This window comes from Corynebacterium aurimucosum (genome assembly GCF_030408555.1).
GTDB lineage: Bacteria > Actinomycetota > Actinomycetes > Mycobacteriales > Mycobacteriaceae > Corynebacterium > Corynebacterium aurimucosum.
The window spans coordinates 2,634,419-2,660,366 of the sequence record NZ_CP047048.1 but is presented as its reverse complement, the minus strand read 5'-3'; the positions used below and the strand labels follow the sequence as shown (position 1 = coordinate 2,660,366).

The following is a 25,948-nucleotide window of genomic DNA, read 5'->3' as shown; positions in this document are numbered from 1 at the left end:
TGTGCGCTCGGCGCTTGGTTTAACCCTTATAAGACTTGCCGGTCACAGCCTCAGCGTTTCGCTCGTGCAGCCCGCAGGCCGTTCAAGATCACGATGACTTCGGCGACTTCGTGTACCAAGACGACGGCGGCCAGGCCCAGTACACCGCTGATCGCCAGTGGCATCAACACGATGATGATGGCCAGAGACAGCACGATGTTTTGGTTGATGATCCTGCTGCCTCGGCGGGCGTGCTGCAGCGCCTGCGGGATCAGCCGGAGGTCGTGGCCAGTGAAGGCGACGTCAGCGGACTCGATCGCGGCGTCAGAGCCGGTTGCTCCCATCGCAATGCCCACCGTTGCGCCCGCCAGTGCCGGCGCGTCGTTGATGCCGTCGCCGATCATCGCCGTCGGCGTCTTGGAGGAGAGTTCGGCGACGATGCTTGCCTTGTCCTCCGGTCGCAGCTCGGCGCGCACGTCGTCGATTCCGGCGATTTCAGCTAGCGCCCGGGCGGTGCGAGTGTTATCGCCGGTGAGCATGCTCACTTCTACGTCGTTGTCGTGCAGGGACTGCACGGCATCGGGCACCTCGGGCCGCAACTCGTCGCGCACCCCGATCGCCCCGGCGAGAGCGTCATCGACGGTGACTAGGACGCAGGTCTGGCCTTCGGACTCCATGCGCTCAACGTCCGCCTTCAGTGGCCCGGCGTCGATCCATCGGGGGCTGCCGACCAGCACCCGTCGGCCTTCGACGGTGCCGCCGATGCCTTGACCGGCTTCCTCGCTGATATCCAAGGCGGTGGGCGCTTCGGGCTCCGTTGCCACGATCGCCGCGGCGAGGGGGTGCGTCGATTGCTGCTCAACCGCCGCCGCGAAGGAAAGCACCTGCGCCCGATCGAATCCGTCTGCCGGGACCACTCCGGTAACCTCGGGCTGGTTGCGGGTAAGGGTTCCGGTTTTGTCTACCGCTAGGTGACGGATGCCGCCGAGTCGCTCGAACGCCGCGCCGGACTTGATGACTACTCCGAACTGGCTGGCCGCGCCGATCGCGGCCACGACCGTCAGCGGCACGGAGATTGCCAGCGCGCACGGCGACGCTGCGACCAGGACCACCAGCGCACGGGTGATCCAAGTCTCGGGGTCGCCCAACAGCGAGCCGATCACGCCGACCAGCACCGCCAGGATCATCACCCCGGGCACGAGAGGTCGGGCAATCCGGTCGGCGATCCGGGCGCGGTCACCCTTCTCCGCCTGCGCCTGCTCGACGAGGTCGACGAGTGTGGTCAGCGAGTTGTCCGTTCCAGCTGCGGTCGTCTCGACCTCCAGCACACCGGCGGAGTTGATCGCTCCCGCGGGTACCTCGTCGCCGGGCGCAACCTCCTCCGGAATGGATTCTCCGGTGATCGCTGAGGTGTCAAGGCTGGAGCGTCCGGACCGAATGATGCCGTCCGTGGCGATCCGCTCCCCGGGGCGTACGACCATTAGCTCGCCAACCTCAAGGTCCTTCGCAGTGATCTCGGCCGTCGTACCGTCGCGCAGCACGGTCGCGGTTTGCGGTACCAGCTTCAATAGTGCCCGCAGTCCGCCTTGGGCCCGGTCCATCGCCTTGTCTTCCAGCGCCTCGGCGATCGAGTACAGGAACGCCAGCGCCGCGGCCTCTCCGACGAAACCAAGGATCACCGCGCCGACCGCGCTGATCGTCATAAGCAAACCAATGCCGAGCTTGCGCTTCGTGACAAGGTTCCGGATCGCTCCAGGTGCGAACGTGTAAGCGCCTAACAGCAGGCCAAGCCAATACAGTACCGTTGCGGGCGTCTCCAAGTCGGACCAGTCCAGCGCCAGTCCTGTAATGAGGGCTACGCCGGAGAAGATCGGTAGCAGTAGCTCGGGGTCCTTCCACCATGGCCGATCGAGCTCTTCGATCTCCGTGGCGGGTTCGTGTTCGCATCCACATGCTGAACTCATGCGTCCGTTCCTTTCTCGCCGCAGCCGGGCACCGAGCACTCATTGTCGATGCAGGGGGCATTCTCGTCGACGGCCAGCGTCGCGTTGACCAGCGCTTCGAGCGCCGCCGCGAGGTGCGGATCGGCAATTTCGTAGCGGGTCTTACGGCCCTCCGGCTCAGCGACGACGATGCCGCAATCGCGTAGGCAGGACAGGTGGTTCGAGACGTTCGAGCGAGTCAGATCCAAGCTTTGCGAAATCTCGGCCGGGTAGCCCGGACCGTCGAGTAGGGTCATCAGGATTCGGGAACGCGTCGGATCAGCCATGGCCCGGCCGAGCCGGTTCATAACGTCGAGGCGTGAAGCAATAGTCAGCATGTGCTGAACAGTACAACGTGTGCTGAACTATTCAAAATGCACTGAACTGACGGTTACGCGAAGGTCCTGCGACCTGCAGGAATTAGTCGATGGGATAGCAGATGACTGGTCCTTTGTGGTTCGGCTGCCACCCAACGCGGGAGCGACGTGCGCGGCGAGGTTCTCCAGAATCTTCACGTTGACGTCCACGCCATCCCGCACAACCTTTACGTGTTTCCATGCGCCCATATGTTCTCTGTGTGCTGACGTAATTACAGTTTTCTGATTGTTGCAGGCTAACGAGAAAGTAACTTTGCAACTACATACCGTGGAGTTCAAATTTAACGCACAGCGTTATTGACGCTTCGCGTTATGGGGGATAAGGTGAAGCATGATCCAGTCGTTCGCTGACAAGGACACTGAGCGTCTGTGGAATCGAGAGCGGATTCCCCCGGGAAACCGGCTCGAGGCGTTGAAAGGTGATCGGCGGGGCCAGAGGAGGTTGAGATCGTTGACTACCACTGACAAGCTCCCTCCGGTTCACCCCGGTGAGATCCTCATGGAGGACTTCCTCAAAGGAATGGGGATCACCCAGCACAAGCTCGCCGTCTCCATCGGCGTTCCGCCCCGCCGGATCAACGAAATTGTTCACGGTAAGCGCGCTGTAACCGCTGACACGGCCCTTCGTCTAGCGAAGTTTTTCGAGATGAGCCCCCAGTTCTGGCTCGGGTTACAGGCTCAATATGACTTGGACGTGGCGGAAGACAAGATCCTCTCGGAAATCGAGCGGATTCAACCGGTCCAAGCTGTCTCAGCGTAGCGGTTACCCGAACCAGGTCCGTCAGCGTGAGGATATGCATGCGGATGGTTCGAACTAGGGAATTTGGGGCCGCCGTCGCGTGGACTTGAGTTCCGAGCGCCGCTTTTTCGCTTCGAGACGGCGTCGCACCGAGCTCCGCGTCGGCTTGGTCCTGCGCCGCGGGGGGAGGAGGCGGAGCGAGCGCCTCGCGCAAGAGGGCGGCCATGCGTTCGCGTGCCTCGGCGCGGTTGCGTACCTGCAATTGCTGGGTCGATGCGGTAACGGTAAGGACGGTGCCGTCTAGGCGGTGCTCGTGGTTGTGGAGGACGCGGCGACGCTGGGCGTCGGAAAGCGATGAGCACGTAGCGATATCGACGGAAAGCTGCACATTGCTGTCCGTAGTATTGACGCCTTGGCCGCCTGGTCCCGACGACTTCGCGAACCGCTCCGTCAGGTCGGCGGCGACGATGACCAGACCCCCGGGGATCCCTGGGCCAGGCGCGATGGTCAGGTCGTTCATACCGCCCAGCTTAGTTAGAGTTGTTTCCGGATCAGACCCGCCGTGCGAGATCAGGGTAGTGTACGACCACGCCGTCACCGTCGACCTCCAACTCGACGTCGACTCCCCGTGTTCCGCTTTTGTATCGGACAGTTTCAGCATCGACGGAGCTGTAGTACTGGTCTGATGCGATCACCTGGAGGGACGGTATATCAATCCAAGCCATGATCAGCTGCGTTTTCGGGACCTGAGTCTCAAGCAGCGTCAAGCGACGAATAGGCATTGTGTTGGTGAGAGGGCACAGACCGAGATCGCAATCGAGTGCGGCTTTCAGGTCGGCTGACTGGATGATACCGGGGGAGGGCAGATCTTCAGGCTGGGCGCCCTCTTCATTGGTTTCCGCCGACCACACGCCTTGCTCGGACCTAAACAGCTCGAGGCTTCGCCCCCATCCGTCGCCTTCAACGTTCACCGACACACGTTCGGTCACCCAGTTCTCCGCGGCGCGCAGCTCCCACGTGGCCTTGTATCCATCGCCGTATTGCACTCCGGAAGCGGTCAAACCGGCTCCTAAAAAATGAACTGCGGCCTCGTTCCGGATGAGGGGAGTCTCGACATGCTCCCACTTATACGTGCGCTCCATGGTGAGGATTTTACCACGCTTGATGGTGCGAAAAGGCAGGTAGCTTTCGATTTGGACCACGTATCGAGGACGAGGCTTACCGGCAGAATGGTGTATTCAGTAGGTCCGCGACGCAGAAGAATCCCATGAATGAGAGCACGGTCCACACGGCCGTTGCCATCTGCAAATGGGTGAATCGTTTTGAATTGAGCGTGAGCAATCGCGGCTTGGATAAGAGCACCGTGCGAAGCGCCATCGAGGTAAAGACATAAGTCGTCTACGAGGTCATGGACTAGACGTGGGGGCGCTGGGATGAACTCGGCCCCAAAGAGTGTGTGGTTACTTCCACCAATCCAGTTTTGAATAGTGCGGAGACCAGTGGGGATAGAGCCCTTCTCCCCCATCAACTCTCTTTGGAGCTTTTCAAGAAGGCCGATGGAGATGTTGGTTCGGTGGCAAAGCTCTTCTCAATGGAACACAGAACGGTGAGGTTACGCGCAACCTCTTCCGCGCTTTCCTTAAAGCCGCGGACTTCCTCCTTTTGGGCGAGTTCCGCGAGGACAACCTTGTCGACGTTGGGCGCAATACCTTCAATGCGTGAGGAAGAAATCGCCTCAGAACGCATGAGTAAGCGGGCCACAGATTCCAACTGGCCAGAAGCAGCATGACGGTTGAGATCCAAGATCTCTCGCTCGATACGTGCTGCCCGGCTGGTGAGCTCTGGGGAAAACTCCATGCCTTACTTACAAGATGGTCAGGGACATAGACCTAAAAAGGGCCTCCGGCCTTATTGCGCCGGGGAATGCCGGAGCCTGATTCGGGGATCCAGCTCTCGGTAACGTAGTGAGGCTTGTAGAGGCTATCCATTCGTCAGACAGCAAATGAGTGGTTGGATAACTCTTATCCAACCACTCATTGCGGTTTATGCGCTAGATAAAGCTTAAACATACGGGGTTTCAGGGCCATAATTTGGCCTCAATGAGAATGTCAATGACACCTCAATGGGAAGATCAATGAGAACTCTTGTCATTGAAGAGGAATGAAGTTAGCATTGAGCCGTCATTGTTAACATTGAGGGCGGGTATTCATCGTGAACAATTGGTCCGAGAATCAGCTGAGAGAGCTATTGGCTGAGCTTGAGTTGCGCGGCGGTGATTCAACAACAGTCGAGGTCAAAACCGCTCAAGGGGGCATTCCGGACTCTCTACCGCAGACATTGTGCGCGTTCGCAAACATGCCGAGTGGCGGCCTTATCATTCTCGGTGTCAATGAGAAGGAAGGATTCATTGTCACTGGCATTGAGAATCCTTCGGAGATGGAGGCTGCTCTGGCCTCGCAGGCGCGTCATGCCATCACCCCTCCAGTCACAGTGCATACCGACAGTGTGGCAATAGATGGCACGCATGTCGTGATTGCGGAGGTTACGGGTCTTCCGATTATTGATAAGCCTGCTATCTACAGGGGAGAAGCGTATCTTCGAATGGCTGATGGGGACTACCGTATGAGTGCCTCGGAGCTGCGCATGATGGACGTGGCAAAGCTGCATGCCGAAGAGGCAGTGTCCTATGACACGACGATTGTGGAAGGCACGAGCCTTGCAGACCTAGATAGCGACGTGGTGCAAGATTTCTTGGTTCAGGCGCGGAAAAAGAATCGGCGACTATCGGGACTTACTCAAGATGAGGACGTCTTACGGGCGCTAGCGGTGACGACCGCGACTGGAGAGCTGACGCTTGCTGGCCTGTATGCGCTGGGTTTCTATCCCCAAGGGCATTTTCCCTCCTTAGCAGTAACGGTGGCGCAAAGGCTACCAAATGGTTCGAAGCACGGGCGAGTGTTGGGGTTGGAGACCTTTGAGGGGCCCGTTCCGGTGCTGTTGAACTCGGTAATGGGATGGGTAAGGCAACGTTTAGCCGCCGTACGGCGATATCGAGAGGACGGATCAATGGTGGAAGTTCCTGAACTTCCCCTTCCGGCCATTCGAGAGGCCGTGGCTAATGCATTGGTGCACCGTGATCTTGGGCCAAATACGTTGGGTGCGGGTAAATTGATTGATGTCCGCCTATTACCGGACAAGATGGTTATCTCCAGTCCAGGAGGCCTACGGGATCTGACGGTTGAACAGCTCAAGTCGAGAGATCTGGCGCGCCAGGAGATTAACCAGCGGCTCTATAGACTGTGCCGATATCTCAAAGCAGACGATGGCTCTTTTGTTATTGAGGGCGAAGGCGGCGGCGTGCAGCTCATGCTGGATGCCGCGCGAGAGCAAGGACTACCGGAGCCTGACCTGATAGATTCTGGCGTGCAATTTACGGTGAAAATGTGGCGGCCGGACACTCGTGGAGAGGCCCGTATCTGGGAGCCACTACGCAAGGAGGAATCAGGCACCGGCCCGGAACGACGAGTGGATGCACCAGTGACCTTGGAACGCCTGGGTGTTAACGCCCCGCGCGTAGCGGAGGCGCTGCGTACGGCGGCACAACCGCTGTCTATCGGCGAAATAGAAACAGCCACAAACCTTACTCGAGCGCAGGTCCGATATGCGCTGAAGTCACTGGTGAAGGCACGATTCGTGCGTATGGATGGCACGCGCGGTTCACAAGCGACAACCTATGAATGGCTAGCTAACCGCGGGGCTGCAGACGCTTAACCAGCTGATCGTGGTGGACTGGGGCGAGGCAGCCGGCGTCGACGACGCGCCGGGCTAGCTCCTTGTCCCCCATCTTGGCGGCAAAGGCCATGCCCATGGTGATGTCATGGTCGGGGCGCCCAATAAGCGTGATCTCATCGCCAGGAGTGATGCGGCCAGGCTCGATGATGCGCAGGTAGGAACCGCAATCGCCGCGCTCCGTGAAGGACTTGAGCCAACCGGGCTCGTCCATCCAGCCGGAGAAGGTGGCACAGGGCGTGCGCGGGATAGACACTTCAAGCACGCACTCCCCCACCTGAATCTGCTGGTTGATCAGCATATTCGGCCAGGAAATCCCTTCGGTGGTGAGGTTCTCCCCGAAGTAGCCATCACGCAGCACGCGGTTGAGCGTGCCCTCCCAGTAATCGAGCTCCTCACGGGCCACGGCATACACGGCCTTCTCGGCGCCGCCGTGGTGGGCGTGATCCCCAATGGAATCCCCCACCACACCGGAGCCGTCACCATAATTGGGCCCGGGGATCTCCAGATCCAGGAAGGGGCGCGGCTGCTTATCGATGCCCGTGTACTCGTGCCGCCCATGCGGCTCGGGGCGGCGGACAGCGACGTTCGTGGAGATAACCTTCATGCTCACCTATTGTGGCACACCTCACGCGGTTATAGGTCGCGATTGTGGAAGAGCGCCTCCGCGGTCACGAGGTCGTAGAAGAAGAGGCGGGGGGCGAGGGGGAGGACGTCGGCAAGCATGGGCATGTCCTCCTTGAGCAACGGGCTTTCCATGATGATGTCGTTCGCCGCGGCGCGAGAGGCCAAGGCGAAGGCATAGGAGATGTAGGGCATCCACGCAGCGGCATTGAGCTCATCCGCCGTATTTCCGCTGGCAAAGGCGCCTAACGCGATAAGGGTGTGGCTGACGGACATGTCAACGCCCGCGTTCTGCACCAGCGAGGCCAGTGCCGTGGCGTCCTTGCGCAGGTGCTCGATGGTGCCCAGCGCATCGAGTGCGCCGTTGTTGGCAAAGCACTCGCGCAGCGCGGCGACGCGGCCGGCCTCCCCCATCAGATCATCGACGGGCGGCGTGGGGCTGTGAATGGTCGCAGCATTCAGCAGCATCGGGCGGGTTAGGCCATCGGCGCCGGATTCACGCACGGCGTTCAGCTCCGCGTTCTCGCTGGCGGAAGGATCGAGCAGGAGATCCAGGTAGCTATCGGCGCTCGACTCGGCGGTGGGCTCCAGCGGCGAGTGGAACAAGCGCGTGCGCGCGAGCGAGCGGGCCTGCTGGTTCACGCTAACGCCAGTGCGCGCCAGGGCGTGGAGCGCGTCCTCCGGTTGGGCGCGGAGGCGATCAATCGTGCTGTCGAACATCGCCTGCAGCTTTGGGTTCGGGCTGCGCTGCGAGAGCACGTGAAGCGCGCGGAAGGTGCCCCAGAGCTGCTCCGGGGTCCAGTCCTTCGAGGCGAGCGCCGCCGGCGAGCCTTCCGGTGTGACCACGATGGAGGCGCTGGAGGGGCGAGCGGGGGCGGCGAGGTTGGAGTCGGCGCGGAGCTCGCGGACATCGACAAGCAGCGAGCCCTGCTCAGCAAGGTCGCCGGGCAGCTCAAACCCCTCTTCGGTGGGCGTGAGTTGGGTAGGAGCCACCGTGGGCTCGGCCAATGGCCAGGCCCAGCCCACTAAATCTGCCTGCGGTTCTGCATTCTGCTCGATGATAATCTCATCACCGTTGAGCAGGCCGCGGCTGACGAAGGGGGACTTGCGGACGGTGGCTAGTGCTGCATAAATCAGGCTGGTGGACGCGGAAGCCTCGTACTCGACGATGCGCCGCTCCAAGCTACGGGCCTGGTGGGCCGCGCGCTCCTCCGCCGGAAGGGAGTCCAGGTAGTCCTCATAGGACAGCGTGGACCACATGAGGAAAAGCTCTGCCGTTGGCTGCTTGCGCACGGCGTTGGCCAGCGCGGCATTGGGGACGGCGAGGCTGGTGACCGCCTGTGTCGTCTTCGAGGTACGCGCCAGCTCCTTGATCTTCTGGCGGCCGTCGATGGTGACGAACTTCGCCAGCGGCAGCGGGCGGGGTGAGTGGACGGTGAACATGTCATCCTGATCGAGCTGCCCGGCAAAAATCACCGGCTTATCGGAGTGCTCAGTGGGTTCTAAGCCGATGCGCTTGACGCGGCTGAACAGGGCCTCGGGCCAGACATCGAATTCCAGCTCATAGCCAGCCTCACTGGCCACCACCTCGCGGCGTGAGACCTCGGTGTCCTCGAAGGTGCGCAGGCCCTTCTCCAACGCGATGGGCTTCTTCGGCGGGGAAGCCAACGTGTAGCTGAAGGCCGAGTGCGCGCCGAGAGCATCGATGATGCGGAAATCCATGCCTCGCGGACCGTCGTTGGTCGCGCGCATGTGAAGGCCCTCGGCGAGGGAGATGAAGCGGACGTCGACAAGCTCTTCGTTGTGCCAGAGAGACACCTTGTAGCGGCCCACCCATGGGTCTTCGTAGAGGTCACCCGGGAAAGGTTCGGCGATGCCCGCGTCGAAGGTCTGCTCCGAAATCTCCTCCTGCTCGCCGCCAAGGGGCGCGTAGGTGAGATCGATGCGCCACTCCCCTTCCGCGATGAGATGCACGCGCGGGGACTTGGTGAACACCGGCTCGTTGTCGAGGCCCCGGGCGTTGGGCAGGATGGCGACGTCAAAGTCCCACTCGAAATCGCCGTGCTTGGCGACGTCCACCGGTTCCCTCTGCGGCACCTCAACCCGATCCGGCAGCGGGCCTACTTCCCAGCCGGCCCAGATTCCGAGCGGCTTAGCGCCCTTGAGGGTGCCCTGCGGCGCGATGAGAGTCGTGCGGTCATAGACGATGAACGGTGCTTCATCAGTGATGCCGGTGAAGGTGAAGGTTTCGATGAGATCTTCTTCGTCATCGCGCAGGGTGACCTCGATACGGGTAAAAGGCCCAGGGATGCCGACTTCCAGCGGTTCTTCGGTGGCGAATTCGCGCACCGAATGGGGACGATCGATGAAATGGGACTTGACCACCCATCGTGGGTCCGTCAGGTCTGCTTCAGGGTAGGTAGCGGGCAGCTGAAGCATGAGGATGTTGCTTCCCCGGCGCAGTGAAATCCGGGGGCCCTGTTCGATGAAATCAGTGGTGACCAACGGCGTTGTGGGAAGTGAATAGATCTCCGCGCTCATTTTTTTCATCATAGGACACCGTGGGGTGCTGTTGCCATGTCGCTGGTAGAAGTATCGCCTGTCCTATACGTAGGACACCTGTCCTATCTATAGGACAGCTAGCTATAGTAGGGCCATGGACCCAGTACAACTCCTCAAGAAAAGCCCACTGAGCCTTAGTGAAGTGTCGCGGCGTTCGGGGGTCTCGCGAAATACGCTCAATCTGTGGTTGCGTGGGACAGCTCAACCGAGTTTGGCTGGCTTGGAGAAGGTAATGCGGGTGCTCGGATACGAGGTTTCCATATCTGTACAGCGCAGCAGTGATGCCGCGGCCGCGACAGCCGCCCGAGTGCTTTGTGGGGACGTCAAAAGCGAGGAACCGGACGTGAAAGCCTGGATTGACCGCTTCGTGCAGTGGGGTGATGCCCCGGCCGCCGGCGGCAGTTACCAGGCTCTCATGGAACGGGCCGCGTGGGCCTCTAATCCTTATGGCCGCCACGGGGCTTTCCACTTCTTGCCGTCGAATCCCATAACGATTGCTTCAGCGGTTGATGCGAGTGGGCAAACTTGGGCGATGTCGGGTGCTTTTGCAGCGCAACGAGTCGCGGGGCAGATCGCTGATGCAGGAGAACCTCAGTCAACGTTGATCTGGTGCACAAATCCAGCAAAGATAGTGCCTTCGTTGCCCACGCGGATTCGTGCGAGTGATGAGCCCGTAACCGGAGGGATCACCCTCGTGCCAGTGGCTGACGAAGAGCTAACGGGCGCAACAAAAGAGTCAGGGATACACTACGTGACACCGCACCAGCTTGCTATCGATGCGTGCGCAGAAAACTATGTGGGAGGGGCATAAGTGATGAGAAGAGCGACGAGCCGAGTGAGCTGGGAACACCATGAATGACCTCACATTGTGGAGTTGGGGACCGAGCGCGCGTTATTTCGACTAACCAAGCAACTTCCTGACTTGGTATGGAATGCCGCCGCGCTGGAAGGAAACACGTTTACCCTCCCGGAAGTCCGCACGTTGCTCGATGGCGTCACTGTGGGCGGAAAGGCACTTGCTGAACAGCAACAGATCTTGGATTTGTCAGAAGCGTTCAACCTGCTCCACGAGCTGGTCATCAACGAGAAGTATGCGGTGGATAAAGCCACCAGTGACGCGCTCCATGCTGTCCTAGCAAGGAACGAGGCTCTCGATGCCGGCCTTTTCCGTGGTGAAGGCCACGTGGAGGGAGATGGCGGTGGCGTGCGGCTCATGGACGGCGGGTTCATCTCCTTTGACCCTGCTGAAGAGTTGGGTGAAGCCCATGCTGATTTGCTGGCCTCCCTTCAAGGATGTGGAGACCCCGTCGAGCAAGCGTTGGCTTATTTCTGCTCTGCAACACGCAGCCAGTTCTATTTCGATGGAAATAAGCGGACCGCCAGGCTAGTGGCGTCCGGCCTCTTGCTGCGTCATGGATACAGCGCATTGAATATCCCCCACGCGCGGCGGCTGGAGTTCAACCTTGCCCTCGATGAGCTCTTCCGCGCGGACGACGCCACAACACTGATGGATTTCCTGTACGACTGTCTAGCGGAGTCCCCCCAGTAAGCGGAGAATACTCGAAGTGCGTGAACGGCAAAGGCCCTCCGCTTCGAAAGCGGAGGGCCTGCTTGGGCGCTGATTGTTCAGCGCGTCGCTTAGCGCGTGGCGCTTAGCGGAACATCCTCTGCAGAGCGGAGAAGTCAGCCTTGACCACGCCGACAGACTGCAGGAATGCGGCGATGGCGCCGAGCAGGGCAGCCACAACGCCTGCGCCCAAGAAGCCGGCGCCGACGGGGTGGCGTGGCTAAAAGGAACAGAGTTGACGACACCAGCGGACTTGTTGTGGTCAATTGCCTGCTCGGAGATTTCTTCAGGGAGTGGCCGTATGGGGACTTGCCCAGAACACTGTTGACGTCGGCAAGCACTGCGTGGACACCATAAAACGACAAACGGTGAACCCCAGGAGGTGGGATTCACCGTGGTGAGTGAATGGGCAGATTATGCCATCTGCAGCGTGGTCACGCAGGTACCGCCTTCGTCAGAGGTATCCAGGGGAACCTCGCCGGTCTTGCCGTCCTGCTCGATGGTGATGGTGCCCTTCTTGTCGGCCGGCAGCCAGTAGCCAATGAAGCCGTTGTCGAACGTCGTGGTGTCTTCGTTGACTAGCTCATTTCCTTCGTCATCCGTGATGGTGACGTGGATGTCTTCCTGGCTGAGCTCACCGGTGCAGGTGGTCAGGGAGTGGTTGAAGCAGTCGTGCGTACGGGAGAGGTACGGCGCAATAGAGAGGTAGAACTTGTCCTCCGGCAGCGGCAGGGAGGCCTGACCCTGTTCAGTAGCGAGGATGAGCTCGTTCGGGCGCACGGATGCGAGGAGATCGCTATTGCGCTCGTCCTTGGACTGGCGGTCCAGCTTGTCCACGATTTCCTGGCCATCCAACCCTTCGAGATCGAACTCGGCGAGGATCTCCTCGGCAGGCACCTGTTGGATGTCGGTGCCGGAAGCGGCGCTTTTCGAGGCTTCACTCGGTACGGGGCTGTCAGTAGAGCAAGAGGACAGGGTGATGGCTGCGGCGCAGGCGGCAGCAAGAGAAATGAGGCGTTTCATAAGTCTTCCGAATGGGTCCGATTGTGTTGACCCAAGCCTATACCCCACCGGGGTATCAATCAAAGAAGTGAGAGAAGGATCATCTTTTTGCGGCACGCGGGATAGACTGTTCCTTATGACTGATACTGCAGGCACAACGCTGCTGCCCTGACCATCGTGGACTCGGTGGGCAACGCGCTTGCCGACGGCGACACGGTCACCATCACCAAAACCCTCAAGGTCAAGGGCGCGCAGCAGCCGCTAAAGGCCGGCACGAAGGTGTGCGGCATCCGTCCCACCGCGGCCTCATCGCCAGCATGTCGGACTCAGCAGTTACGCTGAATTACATGATTACCGGCGCACTCAAAAATAATGTCGACCGCATCTGGGACACCTTCTGGTCTGGCGGCATTTCCAACCCTGTTTCCGTCATCGAGCAGTTCACCTACCTGCTCTTTATCAAGGACCTTGACGAGCGCCAGGTCCAGATTGATAAGCGCCGGGCGCTAGGAGATCCCACCGCGACGGAAGACATCTTTGACGCCAGCCAACAGGATCTGCGGTGGCGCAACCTCATTGAGGACCGTGACATCGCCCGCCGCAAGGCCACCATCATCAACAAAGTCTTCCCCTTCATCAAAGAGATGGGCGGCACGGGCTTCCAAGAACACATGGCCAACGCCTCCTTTGAGATCGAATCTGAGGCCACGCTCTCGCGTGTCATGGAGCTCATTGACCAGCTGCACTTCTCCAACAAGGACATGAAGGGCGACTTGTATGAGTACATGCTGGACAAGCTGTCCACCTCGGGTACGAACGGCCAGTTCCGCACGACCAGCCACATTATCGAGCTCCTCGTCGCGCTCATGGAGCCCACACCACAGCAGCGCATCATCGACCCAGCGTGTGGCACTGCCGGGTTCCTGGTGGCTGCCAATGATTGGATTGCCCACCATCACCGCGCAGACCTGTTTAACAAGGACACGCGCACAACGTTTACCAATGAGGGCCTGACAGGCTTCGACTTTGACAAAACCATGGTGCGCATCGCGGCGATGAACATGTTCATGCACGGCTTTGAAGAACCCAACATTTCTTACCGCGATTCGCTGCAACAGCTGCCCACAACGTTCGATGAGGCCTTTGACCTTGTCCTGGCCAACCCGCCTTTTGCGGGCAGCCTGGATAAGGATGCCGTCGATCCCAAGCTCAAGTCGGTGACGACGGCCAAGAAGACGGAGATTCTTTTTGTCCACCGCTTCCTGCAGCTACTCAAGCCGGGCGGTCGCGCTGCGGTGATTGTCCCTGAAGGTGTCCTCTTCGGCTCTACCAAGGCGCACAAAGCCCTTCGCAAAACCTTGGTTGAGGATCAGCGCCTTGATGCGGTCATCAAACTGCCCTCCGGCGCATTCAAGCCCTACTCGGGCGTGTCCACCGCCGTCCTGTGCTTTACCCGCACGGACTCCGGCGGCACTGATGAGGTGTGGTTCTATGACGTCACCGCGGATGGCTACTCACTGGATGACAAGCGCATTCCGCTTCTTGACGCCCCTCTGCTCGGCCCCTCCCCTGCCTCACACATCCAGGACCTTAGCGATCCCGCGCTTGCCGAAGACCCCACTCCCGTCACCCTCACTGAAGAACAGTTGAAGCACAACAACCTTCCGGACGTGGTGGCCCGCTGGCATTCCCGCACCACCGACGAGCGCGAGCGCGCCCGCACCGACTACTCCTTCACCGTGCCCAAAGAGGAGATCGCCCAAGCCGACTACGACCTCTCCATGAACCGCTACAAGGAGATCGTCCTCGAAGCACAAGAAACCCGCGACCCCATGGACATCATCGCCGAAATCGAAAAACTCGACCGCGACATCACCCAAGGCCTTGCCAACTTGAAGGCCATGCTCAGCGAAGGGAAATAAAATGGCTAGCACTGCAAAGCATGACTGGCCGATGGTGCGGTTGGGGGATGTGTGTCACATAGAGATGGGGCAGGCCCCAAAATCAGAGTTTACAAATGAAAGAGGAGAAGGGCTTCCCTTAATCGCTGGGGCTGGTGACTTCACTAGTACTGGTTTGTCAGCTAAGAAGTACACGAGTCGACCAACAAAAATCGCAGAGCCAGGGGACTTAGTTCTTTCGATTCGCGCCACTATTGGGCCTTTTAGGACTACTAATGCCCAGTGCGTACTTGGGCGTGGTGTAGCGGGATTGCGTGCTGAAAATGGGTTTGAAGCCAACTTCCTTCCTCATCTCCTCACCTTTTTGACGCCTGCTCTACAAGAGAAAGGTAAAGGCGCAACTTTTCTCCAGGTTTCCAAGAGAGACATATCAGAACTTGAATTTCGTCTCCCTCCCCTCGACGAGCAGCGCCGTATTGCGGCGATTTTGGGTCAAGTGGATAGCGCACTGGTTAGAGTTGATCAGTCCTTAGCAGGCTTGCTTCAACTCAAACAGGAATTGTTTACGGCCTCCTTTCTGGAAGATCAGCGCGAATCGATAACAGTTGGTGAGTATCTTGAATCCACTCAGTATGGAATAAGCGACAAGGCTAACGAGAACTTCGGCATTCCGATACTGAGAATGGGGAATGTTTCCTACAACGGTGAAATTGATCTTTCAGATTTAAAATACGTTGAGCTCGACATCAAAGATCGAGAGAAGTACTCGCTGAAGGCCGGTGATTTACTCTTCAACAGGACGAATAGCAAGGACTTGGTGGGGAAAACCGCTGTCGTCCCAGCGTTGGAGGAGGAATATACGTATGCAGGCTATCTAATCAGATGTCGAGTAAACGATAAAGCAGTTCCAGAATATATCTCCGGGTTCCTCAATTCGGTTCTTGGTAAGAAGATTCTGCGAAACACCGCAAAAGCAATTGTGGGAATGGCGAATATCAACGCCAACGAGTTGAAGAGGTTGCCAATTCCTAAAGCATCATTGGACGAACAACAAGAGTTCGCATCCTCAACTTCGAGAATCGACGACGTTGAATCTCAAATGAAGCGCCAGAGAAAGCTTCTGCAAGAACTACAAGAGTCCCTATCCATCCGCGCATTTCAAGGAGAACTCTAATGGCTGTCGAAAGATGGGAAGCCTACATGATCTCGGTGTTGGAAGCCCTTAATGCCAATGGTGATGAGCTCCGGCGTAGGGAGCTTATCGAGATAACTGCGTCTTATGCGGGCATTACTGATGAAGAGCGGCTTGAGACCATTGCGTCGGGCCAGTCGCGTTTTGAAAACCGAGTTGGGTGGGCGTTGACATTCCTTAAGAAAGCGAATGCCATTACTTCGCCGGCGCGTGCGCGCTTTCAAATTACAGACTTTGGCCGTGACTTGCTAGCGCGCTACCCGGAAGGGATGACGGAGAAGCAGCTGTTGGGAGAGATTGCGGGCACGGAAGCGGCACTAACGTGGCGGGGCCGGAATCCTCGGCGTAGGGCTGGGGACGAGGTGGGCATCGATCAGCAAAGTGTCCTTCCAGAGGCCGAAAGTGAGCTCGACCCGGTAGAACAGGTGGAAACTGGTGTATCTCGTAACAACGAATTCGTGGCTGGTGAGCTGCTTACTCGGTTACACGACAATGAGCCGGCGTTCTTTGAACAGGCAGTATTGGACCTGCTCATGGCCATGGGCTACGGCGGAACGCAGGGCAAGGCCACGCGTACGCAGCTATCCAATGACGGCGGCATCGACGGGATCATTGACCAGGATGCGCTGGGTCTTTCCCGGATTTACGTGCAGGCCAAGCGGTATGGACTGGACAAGAGCATTGGCCGTCCGGATATTCAGGCTTTTGTGGGCGCGCTGCAGGGCGCGCAGGCAGACCGTGGGGTGTTCCTGACTACGGCGAAGTTCTCAGCGAATGCGCAGGAGTATGCGGATGCGGTGTCGTCACGCGTCGTTTTAATCGACGGGGACAGGTTGGCGGAACTTATGATCCGCTACGGCGTGGGCGTACAGGTCAAGAGGACTGTGGCACTGGTCGAGGTGGATGAGGACTATTTTGAGTAGGTAGGGAAATAGACATGACTGAACCGAACAGTGAGGAAGCCGATATTTGGTCGGGTGTGTGGACGATTGGGCCTGACGCTGAGGAAATTCCAGGGGTGCTGAAATACGCCCCGCTTGAGGGGTTTGAGCTGCTTTTGCCTGGGGGTGCATTTCGGGAAATGTACGAACACAAAGGTTTCGGTGAATCCAAATTCACGCCAGGAGTTGAGGTAGCCATGATCGGTCCTGCTGACGGTCATTTCCCGGCAATTTGGGGCGTAGTTGAGGGACGCAAGGTGACCCTCTTTGATTTTGAGCTCAGCAGACAGGAAAATTTCGGATTCGAGTATCAAACGGCCTCCTATAAAGGCGACCTTCTGGCTTGGGGTGCTCATATACAAAGCAAGGAAGAGCTTTGTATCTGTGAAGCATCCCTCTCAGCGGACTACTTTCATCTGCTGGTTGAAGATGGTCTTCGTATTGAGGTGGATAGTGGGTATGGTGCCGAGGAAAAGCGTTATTTTACCGTAGAGGGTGAGTGGGACCCCAAGTCAACCGTTTTGGGAAAAGTTCAACTTAATGGCTCCGAGGCCTCGTTCAATGCAGTAATAAACGCCCCGAGACTCAAACAGTCAAGAAAGGAATACTTTGTAACCGCCACTAACTCGGTAGCTCTTCGTCACTCCTTCGCCCCCAAAACGAGCCTTCAGCGGGTGCTTGATATTAGTCGAGATCTGTCTAGGATTTTGACTTTAGCTCGAGGAAAAAATACCGAAATTTACACAATATCTTGCGATCTGGAAGGCGAAGGTAAGACAAGAGAGTCGGTCGAACTTATTCAATCGAGGAAGACGGAGGCGGAAGTTCAGTCGAGTGGACGGCTGAGCGCGGAATTCGCTTTTCGCCTCGGAGTAGACGAATTCTTAGCGGCTTGGAGCAAGTGGCTGGAGTTCTCCGCAGAAGGCTCACGTTTGATCGGTTTGCTTATCGAGCTGAAGACCGGCCAGTCGTTTTTAGAATCGAAAATCCTGCTTAGTGGTGTTCTTGCGGAGGCTTTCCATACGCAAGTTTTTGGTTCGTGCTTATCAGAAACCGAATCTAAATTTGAGACATTATTTCCTCAAGGCCAAGCTTATGAACTTAGGAAGGATAAAACCAAGCGGCCTACTTTCAAGCTTCGATTGCTCGACCTTTACATGCGGCTGCCAAAAGCGCTGAGAAATCACCTATTACCGGAAGGGCTCAGGCAGTGGCTGCGTTACCAAACAACAATGCGAAACAGTGTCGCGCACGATGCAGAAATAAAGGATGATGAATGGCAAGTTGCGTACGACGCACATACGTTGACTGTCGCCGTCGTTGAAGCACATGTGTGGCTTAAGTCAGAAGTCTCTCTATCGCGCCTGCTTAAGTATTCGAACGAAAAAGTGCGAAGCGCTGCGGCCAGGATGTCACGCTTGAAGCTTTCCAAATAATTCTGTTTTGAGGTCCCAGTGTAAAGATTAAGAAGAAGATTCCTTTCGAATATTTCGAATTGCTCTAAAATGGCCTTATGAATGAGGCACGGAATTACCGCCCCCACACGACCCTCCCACCGCAAGACCTAGGGGCCATGCTCGATGTGAGTAGGTTTCTGGAGACGTTGGAGGGGCCCGCTGCGCTCGTGGACTCCGACGGGCAGGCGGTGAATCTGCCCGAAGAGGCACTTGGAGTGTTGTCAGAAGCCGTTCGCGCGATGCAGCAGGGAAAGGCCGTTACTGTTGCGCCTGTGGATCAGTTGCTCACGACGCAGCAAGCAGCAGTTTTTCTGGGCATTAGTAGGCCGACTTTGGTGAAAAAGCTCGAAGATGGATCGATAGAGTTTGAGCGCACTACCGGTGGAAGGCATAGGAGAGTTCGGCTCGTTGACGTGCTGCAGTACCGGGATGAGCAGCGGGCTGAACGTCGTAAAGCGCTGCGAGAGCTCGTGTCTGGGGCGCAGCGGGCGGGCGCCTATGGTGCGGGTGCTGATGATGTAGATGCTGAAGATATTGCCTTGGCCCTCAAGCACGCACGCAAGGAGGCGGCAGAGAAAGCACGGCGTGGCTAGGATTTAGGCGCTTTTGGCTGCGTGCACGCTGATCCCGAGGGGCCGGGCAAGCCGTCATACGCGGTCTTCCCTATCCAGAAGCGAAACAACGTCGGTCTTAGAAGGTAGATAGTTTGTGGTGTCCGGCTGTGGAGTCGTAGTGGTTAGCGGGGAGTAAGGCTTTGGTGCGTGGCTCAAGATTCCGGCAGCTACTAGTTGCTGAACGCGGCTATCTGGGGATGAAATGGGAACTTTCCGAGCAATGGGTTGAGTCCGGTCAGTGTTGGCCACAGTCTCTCCGGTTATTGGTGAGCTTTGGAACAGCTCGCAATTGAACAACGGGATAGTGGTGATCTTAGTGGCGTGTGGGGAAAGAACAAGGGGGGAATCGGAGCGTTTGGCCAGGGAACGCAGTGATGGTGGTAGCTAGGCCTAGAGCGGTGACTTAGAATTACTGGAATCAAGACGTCCCCGATGTGAAATCTTGTCCCTGGAGAATTCTATGGTGACCACTACTCCCCCGACTCCCCCGACTGCCGGGCGCAACGGTGTGCCAGGTGGGCCTGCACGCAGCAACTTCAGCTTTGTACGTTACGTCTGGCCCACGGCGTATGAGGAGTGCCTGAAGGTAGAGCGGTTCGTGGACGCGGACCCCGTGATTTCCTGCTTCTATGCGCGCAAGGTGCTGGAGCGAGTGGTCAGCCATATCTGGGCGCTCCGGAAGTTGGGTGATACTCAGTACCGCAGCTTGGCGGAGATGACCCGAGACCGCGCCTTCACTAAGTGTGTAGACAATGAGACCATGCTGCGCAAGATGACTCTCTTGCGCAAGAGCGGCAACGACGCCGCGCACGCAGACGATATGGAAGGCAAACAAGCGCCGACCTCCCCGCAGAGGGCGCGGAACGCGGCGGCGCACCTCTATGACCTCATGGCCTGGGCGGTACGGCACCACTCGGCCAACCCGCAGGCCGCGCCGGGGCCGCAGGCGGCTTTTGACTACCGCCTGCTGGGCCAGACCGCAGATGATTCCTCGGGTATCCACGTTGCCGGCCGCTCCCAAGCGCAGACCGCCGCGTACCTCAAAAAGCTGGAGCAGAAAGATGAGGAGCTCCAGGAAAACCGGCTGCTGCTCAACGAAGCCCAAGAAGCAGCACGTCAAGCGGAGGAGAAGCGCCTTCGTGAGGCTGCCCAGTTCGAGCTCAAGCGGCGGAGCACGGAGATTAAGGCGAAGGCGGAGATCGCTGATGCCCAGGAGCAAGCCGAAACGGAGCGCGAAGCTGCACGGCAGGTGAAAGACGAACTTGCTGCCAAGATTGAGGCCCTCCAGGAGCAGTTGGCTGAGCAGCAAGCAGCCGCGGCAGAGCGCGCCGGGGTGGCAGCACCGTCGACTGCGCCATTGGCGATCAGCGAGGCCGAGACGCGCCGACAGCTCATTGACCCTATGCTCGAAGCAGCAGGGTTTAGTGATGATTCAATCACTCGAGAGCTCGAGTTACACGGTATGCCCAATCCCTCCGGCGTTGGCTACGCAGATTATGTCTTGTGGGATGATGACCGCACACCGTTGGCCGTCATCGAGGCGAAGAAGTCCATGGAATCCATGAGCGTGGGCTCCCAACAGGTGAAGCTGTACGCGGACTGCATCGAGCGCGAATACGGAATACGGCCTGTCATGTTGTGCACTAATGGTTATCACATCGACCTGATCGATGATGCGGCCAACCTTCCTGGTTCTGGTGCGGGCTATCCCGCCCGCGAGGTGGAGGGCTTCCCCACCGCGCAGCAATTGCGCCGCATGATTGGCCGGCGCACCATGCGCACCCTGTTGAGCGAGACGCCGGTAGACACGGACATTGCTGGCGGCGGCGCCCGTGCGTACCAACTCGAGGCCATCCGTGCGGTGACGGAGACGTTGGAGGCGCGGAGGCGTCGCCAAGCATTGTTGGTCATGGCGACGGGAACTGGTAAGACCCGCGTGGCCGTAGCCACCGCCAAGCTGCTGCGCCAGGCCGGCTGGGTGGGCAAGGTGCTGTTCTTGGCAGACCGCACTGCTTTGGTCAATCAGGCACATAAAGCCTTTGTGAGCATGTACGCGGAGTCCACACCCGTAAACCTCATCAAGAATCCTGAGCAGGTGGGTGATGTGTATGTCACCACCTACAACACGATGATGAATCTCATCGGGGATGACGGTGACAAGCCGGCGAGGTACGGGCCTTTCGACTTTGACCTCATCATCGTGGACGAGGCCCACCGCTCCGTGTACAACCGCTTCAAGCGGATCTTGGAGTACTTCGATGCCTACGTAGTGGGGCTGACGGCGACGCCGAAGAGCGAGATTGACCATGACACGTATGCACTCTTTGAGATGGAGGATAAGACTCCGTCCTTTGAGTACGGACTTGATGCGGCCGTGGCAGACGGTAACCTCGTGCCCTTCAAGACGGCTCGGCAGGACTCGCTGTTCCTGCGGCGGGGCATGGCCTATGACGAACTTTCCCCGGAGGAACAGCTGGCATGGGACACGTCCGACTGGGGTACCGACGAGGACGGCGGGCGCTTGGATCCGCCTGGTCAGGTTTCTTCGGCGGAGATTAACCGTTACCTGTTCAACAAGGACACCATACGCAAGGTGCTGAAAACCGTGGTGGAGAACGGGATCCGCGTGGGCGGTGACCAACTGGGCAAAACCATCATCTTCGCCCGGACTCAACGTCACGCGGAGCTCATCAAGCAAGTCTTTGACGCTACGTTCCCGGAGTATTCGCGTACTGGAGCCTCCGTGATTACCACGCACACGAAGTATGCGCAGTCGGCATTGGACGACTTCGCAGATCCGGACGGGGACGTCAACATCGCGATTTCGGTGGACATGCTTGACACCGGCGTCGATGTGCCCGAGGTGGTCAACCTTGTGTTCTTCAAACCCGTCTACTCCCCCACCAAGTTCTGGCAGATGGTGGGCCGAGGGACGCGATTGCGCCCGGACCTCTTCGGCCCGGGGATGGACAAGACGCACTTCCTCATCTTCGACTTCTGCGGCAACGTGGACGAGTTCTTTAAGGGTGAAGCCCGTGAATCGGTTATTGGCCGCCCACGGTCGCTGTCGGAAAAGCTCTTTGATGCCCGCGTGGGGTTGCTTGCTCAGTTGGATAAGCACGCTAAGGCCCCAGAGATGCGCGCCGAACTTGCTGACTCCCTTCACGCCTCGGCGGCGTCTATACCGCTAGGCCACATCATGGTCCGCCCCAGCGACAAGGAAACCTTGCTGCGATACCGCGAACGCTCTGCGTGGGATGAGCTAAGTGAGGAGAAAGCTGAGCAGCTGCGCCGCCACATTGCGCACTTGCCGCTGGACACGATGAAGGACTCTGAGACAGCTAAGCGCTTTGACCTAGTGATTTTAAAGCTCCAGGTGGGGCTGCTCGACCACAGCCCGGAGTTCGCGGCACTGCGCGAACGAGTCGAGAGGATGGCGAATGACCTCATGGTCGTGAGTTCCACCATCCCCATGGTGGCCGAACGGCGGTCCTTCCTCGAGCGCGCGCTCGATCCGGAGTGGTGGAATAACGTGACGGTCGAGGACCTCGAGACCATCCGCATCGGCATGCGTTCGCTCATTCAGTTCGTGCCCAAGGGAAAGCGCAACGCCGTCACCCTCGACATCCAAGATGAGATGGGTGAGCTCACGATTGATGACGAGATGCCGGCGCGGCTGCCCGGCACCGGTTCCTACCCCACCCAACTGGAGCAACGCCTGCGCGAATTGCTGCAGGAGCATGCCAACGACCTGGCGATGATCAAATTGCGCAGTGCACGGACGCTTAACGCAGAGGACGTCGCAGCGCTGGAGGCGATGGTAGCCCAGGCAGGCGGGGGAAGTGGGGGTTCCACGGAAAGCGTCGACAAGCTGCGTGAGCGCATGGGTGGGGACAGCATTCCTGCCTTCATCCGCCGCTTGGTGGGCCTTGACGAGGCGGCAGTCCGGGAGCAGTTTGCAGACCTGCTCAGTAATACGTCTTTCAATGCTGCCCAAATACGCTTTATTAAGATGCTGGTAGATGTGCTGGTTCACAACGGTGGTGTGGCCTACGAGGAGATCTTCCAGCCTCCCTTTGATGAAGAGGGTTCCGTCATCGACATTTTTCACAACAAAACCGACGTCATTGTGGATCTACGCAAGCGCCTTGAACGGATTGAAGCGACGGCGCAGGCTACCTAGTTACTACCATGCCTCAGAACAGGAATACGGTCCGGCTGGGTCTAACTGGGGAGATGTCCGTGCGGTGACTACACTGTCTAACCATGACTAACCCGAGCGATAACACCACCCACCGCTACACGCCGGAGCTCGCCGCGCAGATTGAAAGCGCCTGGCAGCAGTACTGGAAGGATAACGGCACGTTCAACGCGCCGAACCCAGTTGGCCCGCTCGCGGAGGACGGTAAGGAACTTCCCGCGGAGAAGATGAACATTCAGGACATGTTCCCCTACCCGTCTGGCGCGGGTCTGCACGTGGGCCACCCGCTGGGTTATATCGCCACGGATACTTATGCCCGCTTTAACCGCATGCTGGGCAAGAACGTCCTGCACACGCTGGGTTATGACGCCTTTGGCCTGCCAGCGGAGCAGTACGCCATCCAGACTGGTACGCACCCGCGCACCACCACGGAGGCGAATATCAACAATATGCGCCGCCAGCTGGGCATGCTGGGTCTGGGCCACGATCCGCGCCGCTCGGTGGCTTCGACTGACCCGGAGTTTTATAAGTGGACGCAGTGGATCTTCCTGCAGATTTATAACTCCTGGTTTGATGAGGAGCAGCAGAAGGCACGCCCGATTTCTGAGCTCATCAAGGAACTTGAGGTGGGCAAGCGCACCACCAAGGACGGCCGCTACTACGCGGATCTCAGCAAGGAAGAGCAGCGCCACGCGCTCGACGAGTTCCGCCTGGTGTACCTGTCCAACTCCACCGTGAACTGGTGCCCGGGCCTGGGCACGGTGCTGGCCAACGAGGAGGTCACCGCGGAGGGCAAGTCCGAGCGCGGTAACTTCCCGGTCTTCCGCAAGAACCTGCGCCAGTGGATGATGCGCATTACCGCTTACTCGGACCGCCTGCTCGATGACCTGGAGCTTCTGGATTGGCCGGAGAAGGTCAAGTCCATGCAGCGTAACTGGATTGGCCGCTCCCGTGGTGCAGAGGTCAGCTTCCACGCCGAGGGTTACAACATCGACGTCTTCACCACCCGCCCGGATACTCTCTTCGGTGCGGAGTACGTGGTGCTGGCCCCGGAGCACGAGCTTGTCGATGCCCTCCTCTCCCCCATCCCTTATGACGATGATGTGGATGAGCGCTGGACCTTCGGTCATGATGATCCGAAGGAGGCCGTGGAGGCCTACCGCGCGTCCATCGCCGCGAAGTCCGACCTGGAGCGCCAGGAGAACAAGGAAAAGACCGGTGTCTTCCTGGGTACCTATGCCACCAACCCGGTCAACGGCAAGCAGGTGCCGATCTTCATCGCAGACTACGTCCTGACCGGCTACGGCACCGGCGCCATCATGGCGGTCCCGGCGCACGATACGCGTGACTATGAGTTCGCCACGGTCTTTGGGCTGCCGATTACTGAAGTGGTTGCTGGCGGCGACATCACCAAGGAGGCGTACACGGAGTCCGGCAAGGCCGTAAACTCCGCCAACGATTCCCTGGACATCAACGGTATGTCCAAGGACGAGGCCATCGCCGCCATCATCCCGTGGCTGGAGGAACAAGGAGTAGGCCGCGAGAAGATCCAGTACAAGCTGCGTGACTGGCTGTTTGCCCGCCAGCGCTACTGGGGCGAGCCCTTCCCCATCGTCTACGACGAGGCCGGCCAGGCCTACCCGCTGCCGGAGTCGATGCTGCCCATTGAGCTGCCGGAGGTAGAAGACTACAAGCCGGTCTCCTTCGACCCGGATGATGCCGAGTCCTCCCCGCAGCCGCCGCTGGCCAAGGCCCGCGAATGGGTTGAGGTGGAGCTGGACCTGGGTCTTGGGGATGGCCCCAAGACGTACTACCGCGATACCAACGTCATGCCGCAGTGGGCAGGTTCTTCCTGGTACCAGCTGCGCTACATCGATCCGACGAACGATGAGATCTTCTGCGACTTGGAGAACGAGCGCTACTGGACGGGCCCGCGCCCAGAAGAGCACGGCGCCAACGACCCGGGTGGCGTTGACCTCTACGTCGGTGGCGTTGAGCACGCCGTGCTGCACCTGCTCTACGCTCGCTTCTGGCACAAGGTCCTTTTTGACCTAGGCTACGTGAGCTCCAAGGAGCCCTACCGCCGCCTGTACAACCAGGGCTACATCCAGGCCTATGCTTATACCGATTCCCGCGGCGTCTACGTCCCGGCCGCCGAGGTAGTAGAACGCGATGGCGCGTTCTACTACGGGGATGAAAAGGTCAACCAGGAGTACGGCAAGATGGGCAAGTCCCTGAAGAACGCCGTGGCCCCGGATGACATTTGCAACGAGTACGGCGCCGATACCCTGCGTGTGTACGAGATGTCAATGGGCCCGCTGGATACCTCCCGTCCATGGGCAACCAAGGACGTCGTCGGTGCGCAGCGCTTCCTGCAGCGCCTGTGGCGCTTGGCTATCGACGAGAACTCTGGTGAGCTGTCGACGACGGACGCGGAGCTTTCCGAGGATGACCTGAAGCACCTCAACCGCACCATCGCCGGCGTGCGCGATGACTACGAGAACCTGCGCCTGAACACCGTGGTGGCCAAGCTCATCGAGTACGTGAACTACCTGACCAAGGCCTACCCGAAGGGCGCTCCGCGCGCTGCCGTGGAGCCCTTGGCCCAGCTGGTCTCCCCTGTCGCCCCGCACATCGCGGAGGAGCTGTGGAAGCGCTTCGGCCACGAAGAGACCATCACCTACGAGTCCTTCCCGGAGTTCGAAGAAAAGTACCTCGTCGACGACGAGATTGAGGTTCCGGTGCAGATCAACGGCAAGGTCAAGGCACGCGTGATGGTGCCTGCCGACGCTGACCAAGCCACCGTCGTGGGTATTGCCAAGGAAGATGAGCGCATCGCTGAGCTGACGGCGGGCAAGAACGTGGTCAAGGAGATCTACGTGCCGGGCCGCATGGTCAACCTCGTTGTGAAGTAACTCGCCCCAAGAAAGCGCCGTTCCTGCAGTTACTCCGGCACCGCCTCTGAGGTGCCTCAGGAACGGCCTTAGGGGCACCTCATCCACGCTGTGTTCAATGCGCGCT

Annotated in this window: 19 protein-coding genes and 2 pseudogenes; 12 read left to right on the top strand and 9 right to left on the bottom strand. The window is 58.9% G+C overall.

Annotated elements, in window-relative coordinates:
- Positions 1–50: 50 nt before the first annotated feature.
- Positions 51–1,943 carry a heavy metal translocating P-type ATPase gene (locus CAURIM_RS12480; protein WP_070510049.1) on the bottom strand — a complete coding sequence of 631 codons (1,893 nt, stop codon included), beginning with the start codon at positions 1,941–1,943 and terminating at the stop codon, positions 51–53.
- A complete protein-coding gene (gene cmtR / locus CAURIM_RS12475; protein ID WP_070510053.1) occupies positions 1,940–2,299 on the bottom strand; it encodes a Cd(II)/Pb(II)-sensing metalloregulatory transcriptional regulator CmtR in 360 nt (119 codons plus the stop codon). Before cmtR ends, CAURIM_RS12480 begins: the two co-directional genes overlap by 4 nt.
- A 490-nt stretch (positions 2,300–2,789) precedes the next feature.
- On the opposite strand from cmtR, the gene CAURIM_RS12470 reads away from it, so the two are divergent.
- Positions 2,790–3,098: a HigA family addiction module antitoxin gene (locus tag CAURIM_RS12470; RefSeq protein WP_029158886.1), complete on the top strand. Its 309-nt coding sequence runs from the start codon at positions 2,790–2,792 to the stop codon at positions 3,096–3,098.
- 54 nt (positions 3,099–3,152) lie between these two features.
- Here the strand turns inward: CAURIM_RS12470 and arfB are convergent.
- The 4 genes and pseudogenes from arfB to CAURIM_RS12450 all read right to left on the bottom strand — a co-directional run bounded on the left by arfB (position 3,153) and on the right by CAURIM_RS12450 (position 4,934).
- A pseudogene (arfB, locus tag CAURIM_RS12465) lies at positions 3,153–3,597 on the bottom strand (alternative ribosome rescue aminoacyl-tRNA hydrolase ArfB).
- Between the two features lie 31 nt (positions 3,598–3,628).
- Positions 3,629–4,219 (bottom strand): putative glycolipid-binding domain-containing protein, encoded by a 591-nt coding sequence (locus tag CAURIM_RS12460; protein ID WP_201828936.1) that lies wholly within the window; start codon positions 4,217–4,219, stop codon positions 3,629–3,631.
- Positions 4,147–4,602 carry a Fic family protein gene (locus CAURIM_RS12455; RefSeq protein ID WP_236659361.1) on the bottom strand — a complete coding sequence of 152 codons (456 nt, stop codon included), beginning with the start codon at positions 4,600–4,602 and terminating at the stop codon, positions 4,147–4,149. The genes CAURIM_RS12460 and CAURIM_RS12455 overlap by 73 nt, the downstream gene beginning before the upstream one ends.
- Complete coding sequence (locus tag CAURIM_RS12450; protein ID WP_005530810.1) at positions 4,602–4,934, bottom strand: Fic/DOC family N-terminal domain-containing protein; 333 nt, start codon at positions 4,932–4,934, stop codon at positions 4,602–4,604. The genes CAURIM_RS12455 and CAURIM_RS12450 overlap by 1 nt, the downstream gene beginning before the upstream one ends.
- A gap of 354 nt (positions 4,935–5,288) precedes the next feature.
- On the opposite strand from CAURIM_RS12450, the gene CAURIM_RS12445 reads away from it, so the two are divergent.
- On the top strand, positions 5,289–6,848 hold the full coding sequence (locus CAURIM_RS12445) for an ATP-binding protein (protein WP_201828937.1): 1,560 nt from the start codon (positions 5,289–5,291) through the stop codon (positions 6,846–6,848).
- Here the strand turns inward: CAURIM_RS12445 and CAURIM_RS12440 are convergent.
- Positions 6,823–7,473, bottom strand: coding sequence for an MOSC domain-containing protein (locus CAURIM_RS12440; protein WP_201828938.1), 651 nt, complete (start codon positions 7,471–7,473; stop codon positions 6,823–6,825). The two genes, CAURIM_RS12445 and CAURIM_RS12440, sit on opposite strands and share 26 nt — an antisense overlap.
- A 29-nt stretch (positions 7,474–7,502) precedes the next feature.
- Complete coding sequence (locus CAURIM_RS12435; RefSeq protein ID WP_236659363.1) at positions 7,503–10,031, bottom strand: hypothetical protein; 2,529 nt, start codon at positions 10,029–10,031, stop codon at positions 7,503–7,505.
- A 115-nt stretch (positions 10,032–10,146) separates the two neighbouring features.
- On the opposite strand from CAURIM_RS12435, the gene CAURIM_RS12940 reads away from it, so the two are divergent.
- Both CAURIM_RS12940 and CAURIM_RS12430 read left to right on the top strand, forming a co-directional pair.
- The gene (locus CAURIM_RS12940; protein ID WP_201828940.1) at positions 10,147–10,863 is read left to right on the top strand and encodes a helix-turn-helix domain-containing protein; all 717 of its coding nucleotides are present in this window, start codon (positions 10,147–10,149) and stop codon (positions 10,861–10,863) included.
- A gap of 57 nt (positions 10,864–10,920) precedes the next feature.
- Complete coding sequence (locus tag CAURIM_RS12430; RefSeq protein WP_236659364.1) at positions 10,921–11,601, top strand: Fic family protein; 681 nt, start codon at positions 10,921–10,923, stop codon at positions 11,599–11,601.
- 432 nt (positions 11,602–12,033) lie between these two features.
- Here the strand turns inward: CAURIM_RS12430 and CAURIM_RS12425 are convergent, their stop codons facing one another.
- Positions 12,034–12,642, bottom strand: coding sequence for a CueP family metal-binding protein (locus CAURIM_RS12425; RefSeq protein WP_201828941.1), 609 nt, complete (start codon positions 12,640–12,642; stop codon positions 12,034–12,036).
- 153 nt (positions 12,643–12,795) lie between these two features.
- On the opposite strand from CAURIM_RS12425, the pseudogene CAURIM_RS12420 reads away from it, so the two are divergent.
- The 8 genes and pseudogenes from CAURIM_RS12420 to leuS all read left to right on the top strand — a co-directional run.
- Positions 12,796–12,936, top strand: a pseudogene (locus CAURIM_RS12420) (PhnA domain-containing protein); the annotation flags it as partial.
- 32 nt (positions 12,937–12,968) lie between these two features.
- Positions 12,969–14,543 (top strand): type I restriction-modification system subunit M, encoded by a 1,575-nt coding sequence (locus tag CAURIM_RS12415; protein WP_201828942.1) that lies wholly within the window; start codon positions 12,969–12,971, stop codon positions 14,541–14,543.
- A gap of 1 nt (position 14,544) precedes the next feature.
- Positions 14,545–15,696 (top strand): restriction endonuclease subunit S, encoded by a 1,152-nt coding sequence (locus CAURIM_RS12410; protein ID WP_201828943.1) that lies wholly within the window; start codon positions 14,545–14,547, stop codon positions 15,694–15,696.
- Complete coding sequence (locus CAURIM_RS12405; RefSeq protein ID WP_201828944.1) at positions 15,696–16,637, top strand: restriction endonuclease; 942 nt, start codon at positions 15,696–15,698, stop codon at positions 16,635–16,637. The genes CAURIM_RS12410 and CAURIM_RS12405 overlap by 1 nt, the downstream gene beginning before the upstream one ends.
- A 14-nt stretch (positions 16,638–16,651) precedes the next feature.
- Entirely contained in the window at positions 16,652–18,091 is a 1,440-nt protein-coding gene (locus CAURIM_RS12400) for an ApeA N-terminal domain 1-containing protein (RefSeq protein ID WP_201828945.1), read from the top strand.
- Positions 18,092–18,228: 137 nt separating this feature from the next.
- Positions 18,229–18,705 carry an excisionase family DNA-binding protein gene (locus tag CAURIM_RS12395; RefSeq protein ID WP_236659411.1) on the top strand — a complete coding sequence of 159 codons (477 nt, stop codon included), beginning with the start codon at positions 18,229–18,231 and terminating at the stop codon, positions 18,703–18,705.
- A 619-nt stretch (positions 18,706–19,324) separates the two neighbouring features.
- Entirely contained in the window at positions 19,325–22,909 is a 3,585-nt protein-coding gene (locus CAURIM_RS12390; RefSeq protein WP_201828947.1) for a DEAD/DEAH box helicase family protein, read from the top strand.
- 83 nt (positions 22,910–22,992) lie between these two features.
- Positions 22,993–25,842 carry a leucine--tRNA ligase gene (gene leuS / locus CAURIM_RS12385; RefSeq protein WP_201828948.1) on the top strand — a complete coding sequence of 950 codons (2,850 nt, stop codon included), beginning with the start codon at positions 22,993–22,995 and terminating at the stop codon, positions 25,840–25,842.
- The last annotated feature ends 106 nt before the right edge of the window (positions 25,843–25,948 follow it).

Bases quoted from the DNA above. Each gene is read 5' to 3' on its own strand.
- CAURIM_RS12440 (WP_201828938.1), bottom strand. From the start codon at position 7,473: ATGAAGGTTATCTCCACGAACGTCGCTGTCCGCCGCCCCGAGCCGCAT.
- CAURIM_RS12425 (WP_201828941.1), bottom strand. From the start codon at position 12,642: ATGAAACGCCTCATTTCTCTTGCTGCCGCCTGCGCCGCAGCCATCACC.
- leuS (WP_201828948.1), top strand. From the start codon at position 22,993: ATGACTAACCCGAGCGATAACACCACCCACCGCTACACGCCGGAGCTC.
- CAURIM_RS12395 (WP_236659411.1), top strand. From the start codon at position 18,229: ATGCTCGATGTGAGTAGGTTTCTGGAGACGTTGGAGGGGCCCGCTGCG.
- CAURIM_RS12415 (WP_201828942.1), top strand. From the start codon at position 12,969: ATGATTACCGGCGCACTCAAAAATAATGTCGACCGCATCTGGGACACC.
- CAURIM_RS12410 (WP_201828943.1), top strand. From the start codon at position 14,545: ATGGCTAGCACTGCAAAGCATGACTGGCCGATGGTGCGGTTGGGGGAT.
- CAURIM_RS12940 (WP_201828940.1), top strand. From the start codon at position 10,147: ATGGACCCAGTACAACTCCTCAAGAAAAGCCCACTGAGCCTTAGTGAA.
- CAURIM_RS12480 (WP_070510049.1), bottom strand. From the start codon at position 1,943: ATGAGTTCAGCATGTGGATGCGAACACGAACCCGCCACGGAGATCGAA.
- CAURIM_RS12460 (WP_201828936.1), bottom strand. From the start codon at position 4,219: ATGGAGCGCACGTATAAGTGGGAGCATGTCGAGACTCCCCTCATCCGG.
- CAURIM_RS12450 (WP_005530810.1), bottom strand. From the start codon at position 4,934: ATGGAGTTTTCCCCAGAGCTCACCAGCCGGGCAGCACGTATCGAGCGA.
- cmtR (WP_070510053.1), bottom strand. From the start codon at position 2,299: ATGCTGACTATTGCTTCACGCCTCGACGTTATGAACCGGCTCGGCCGG.
- CAURIM_RS12405 (WP_201828944.1), top strand. From the start codon at position 15,696: ATGGCTGTCGAAAGATGGGAAGCCTACATGATCTCGGTGTTGGAAGCC.
- CAURIM_RS12400 (WP_201828945.1), top strand. From the start codon at position 16,652: ATGACTGAACCGAACAGTGAGGAAGCCGATATTTGGTCGGGTGTGTGG.
- CAURIM_RS12435 (WP_236659363.1), bottom strand. From the start codon at position 10,031: ATGAGCGCGGAGATCTATTCACTTCCCACAACGCCGTTGGTCACCACT.
- CAURIM_RS12455 (WP_236659361.1), bottom strand. From the start codon at position 4,602: ATGGGGGAGAAGGGCTCTATCCCCACTGGTCTCCGCACTATTCAAAAC.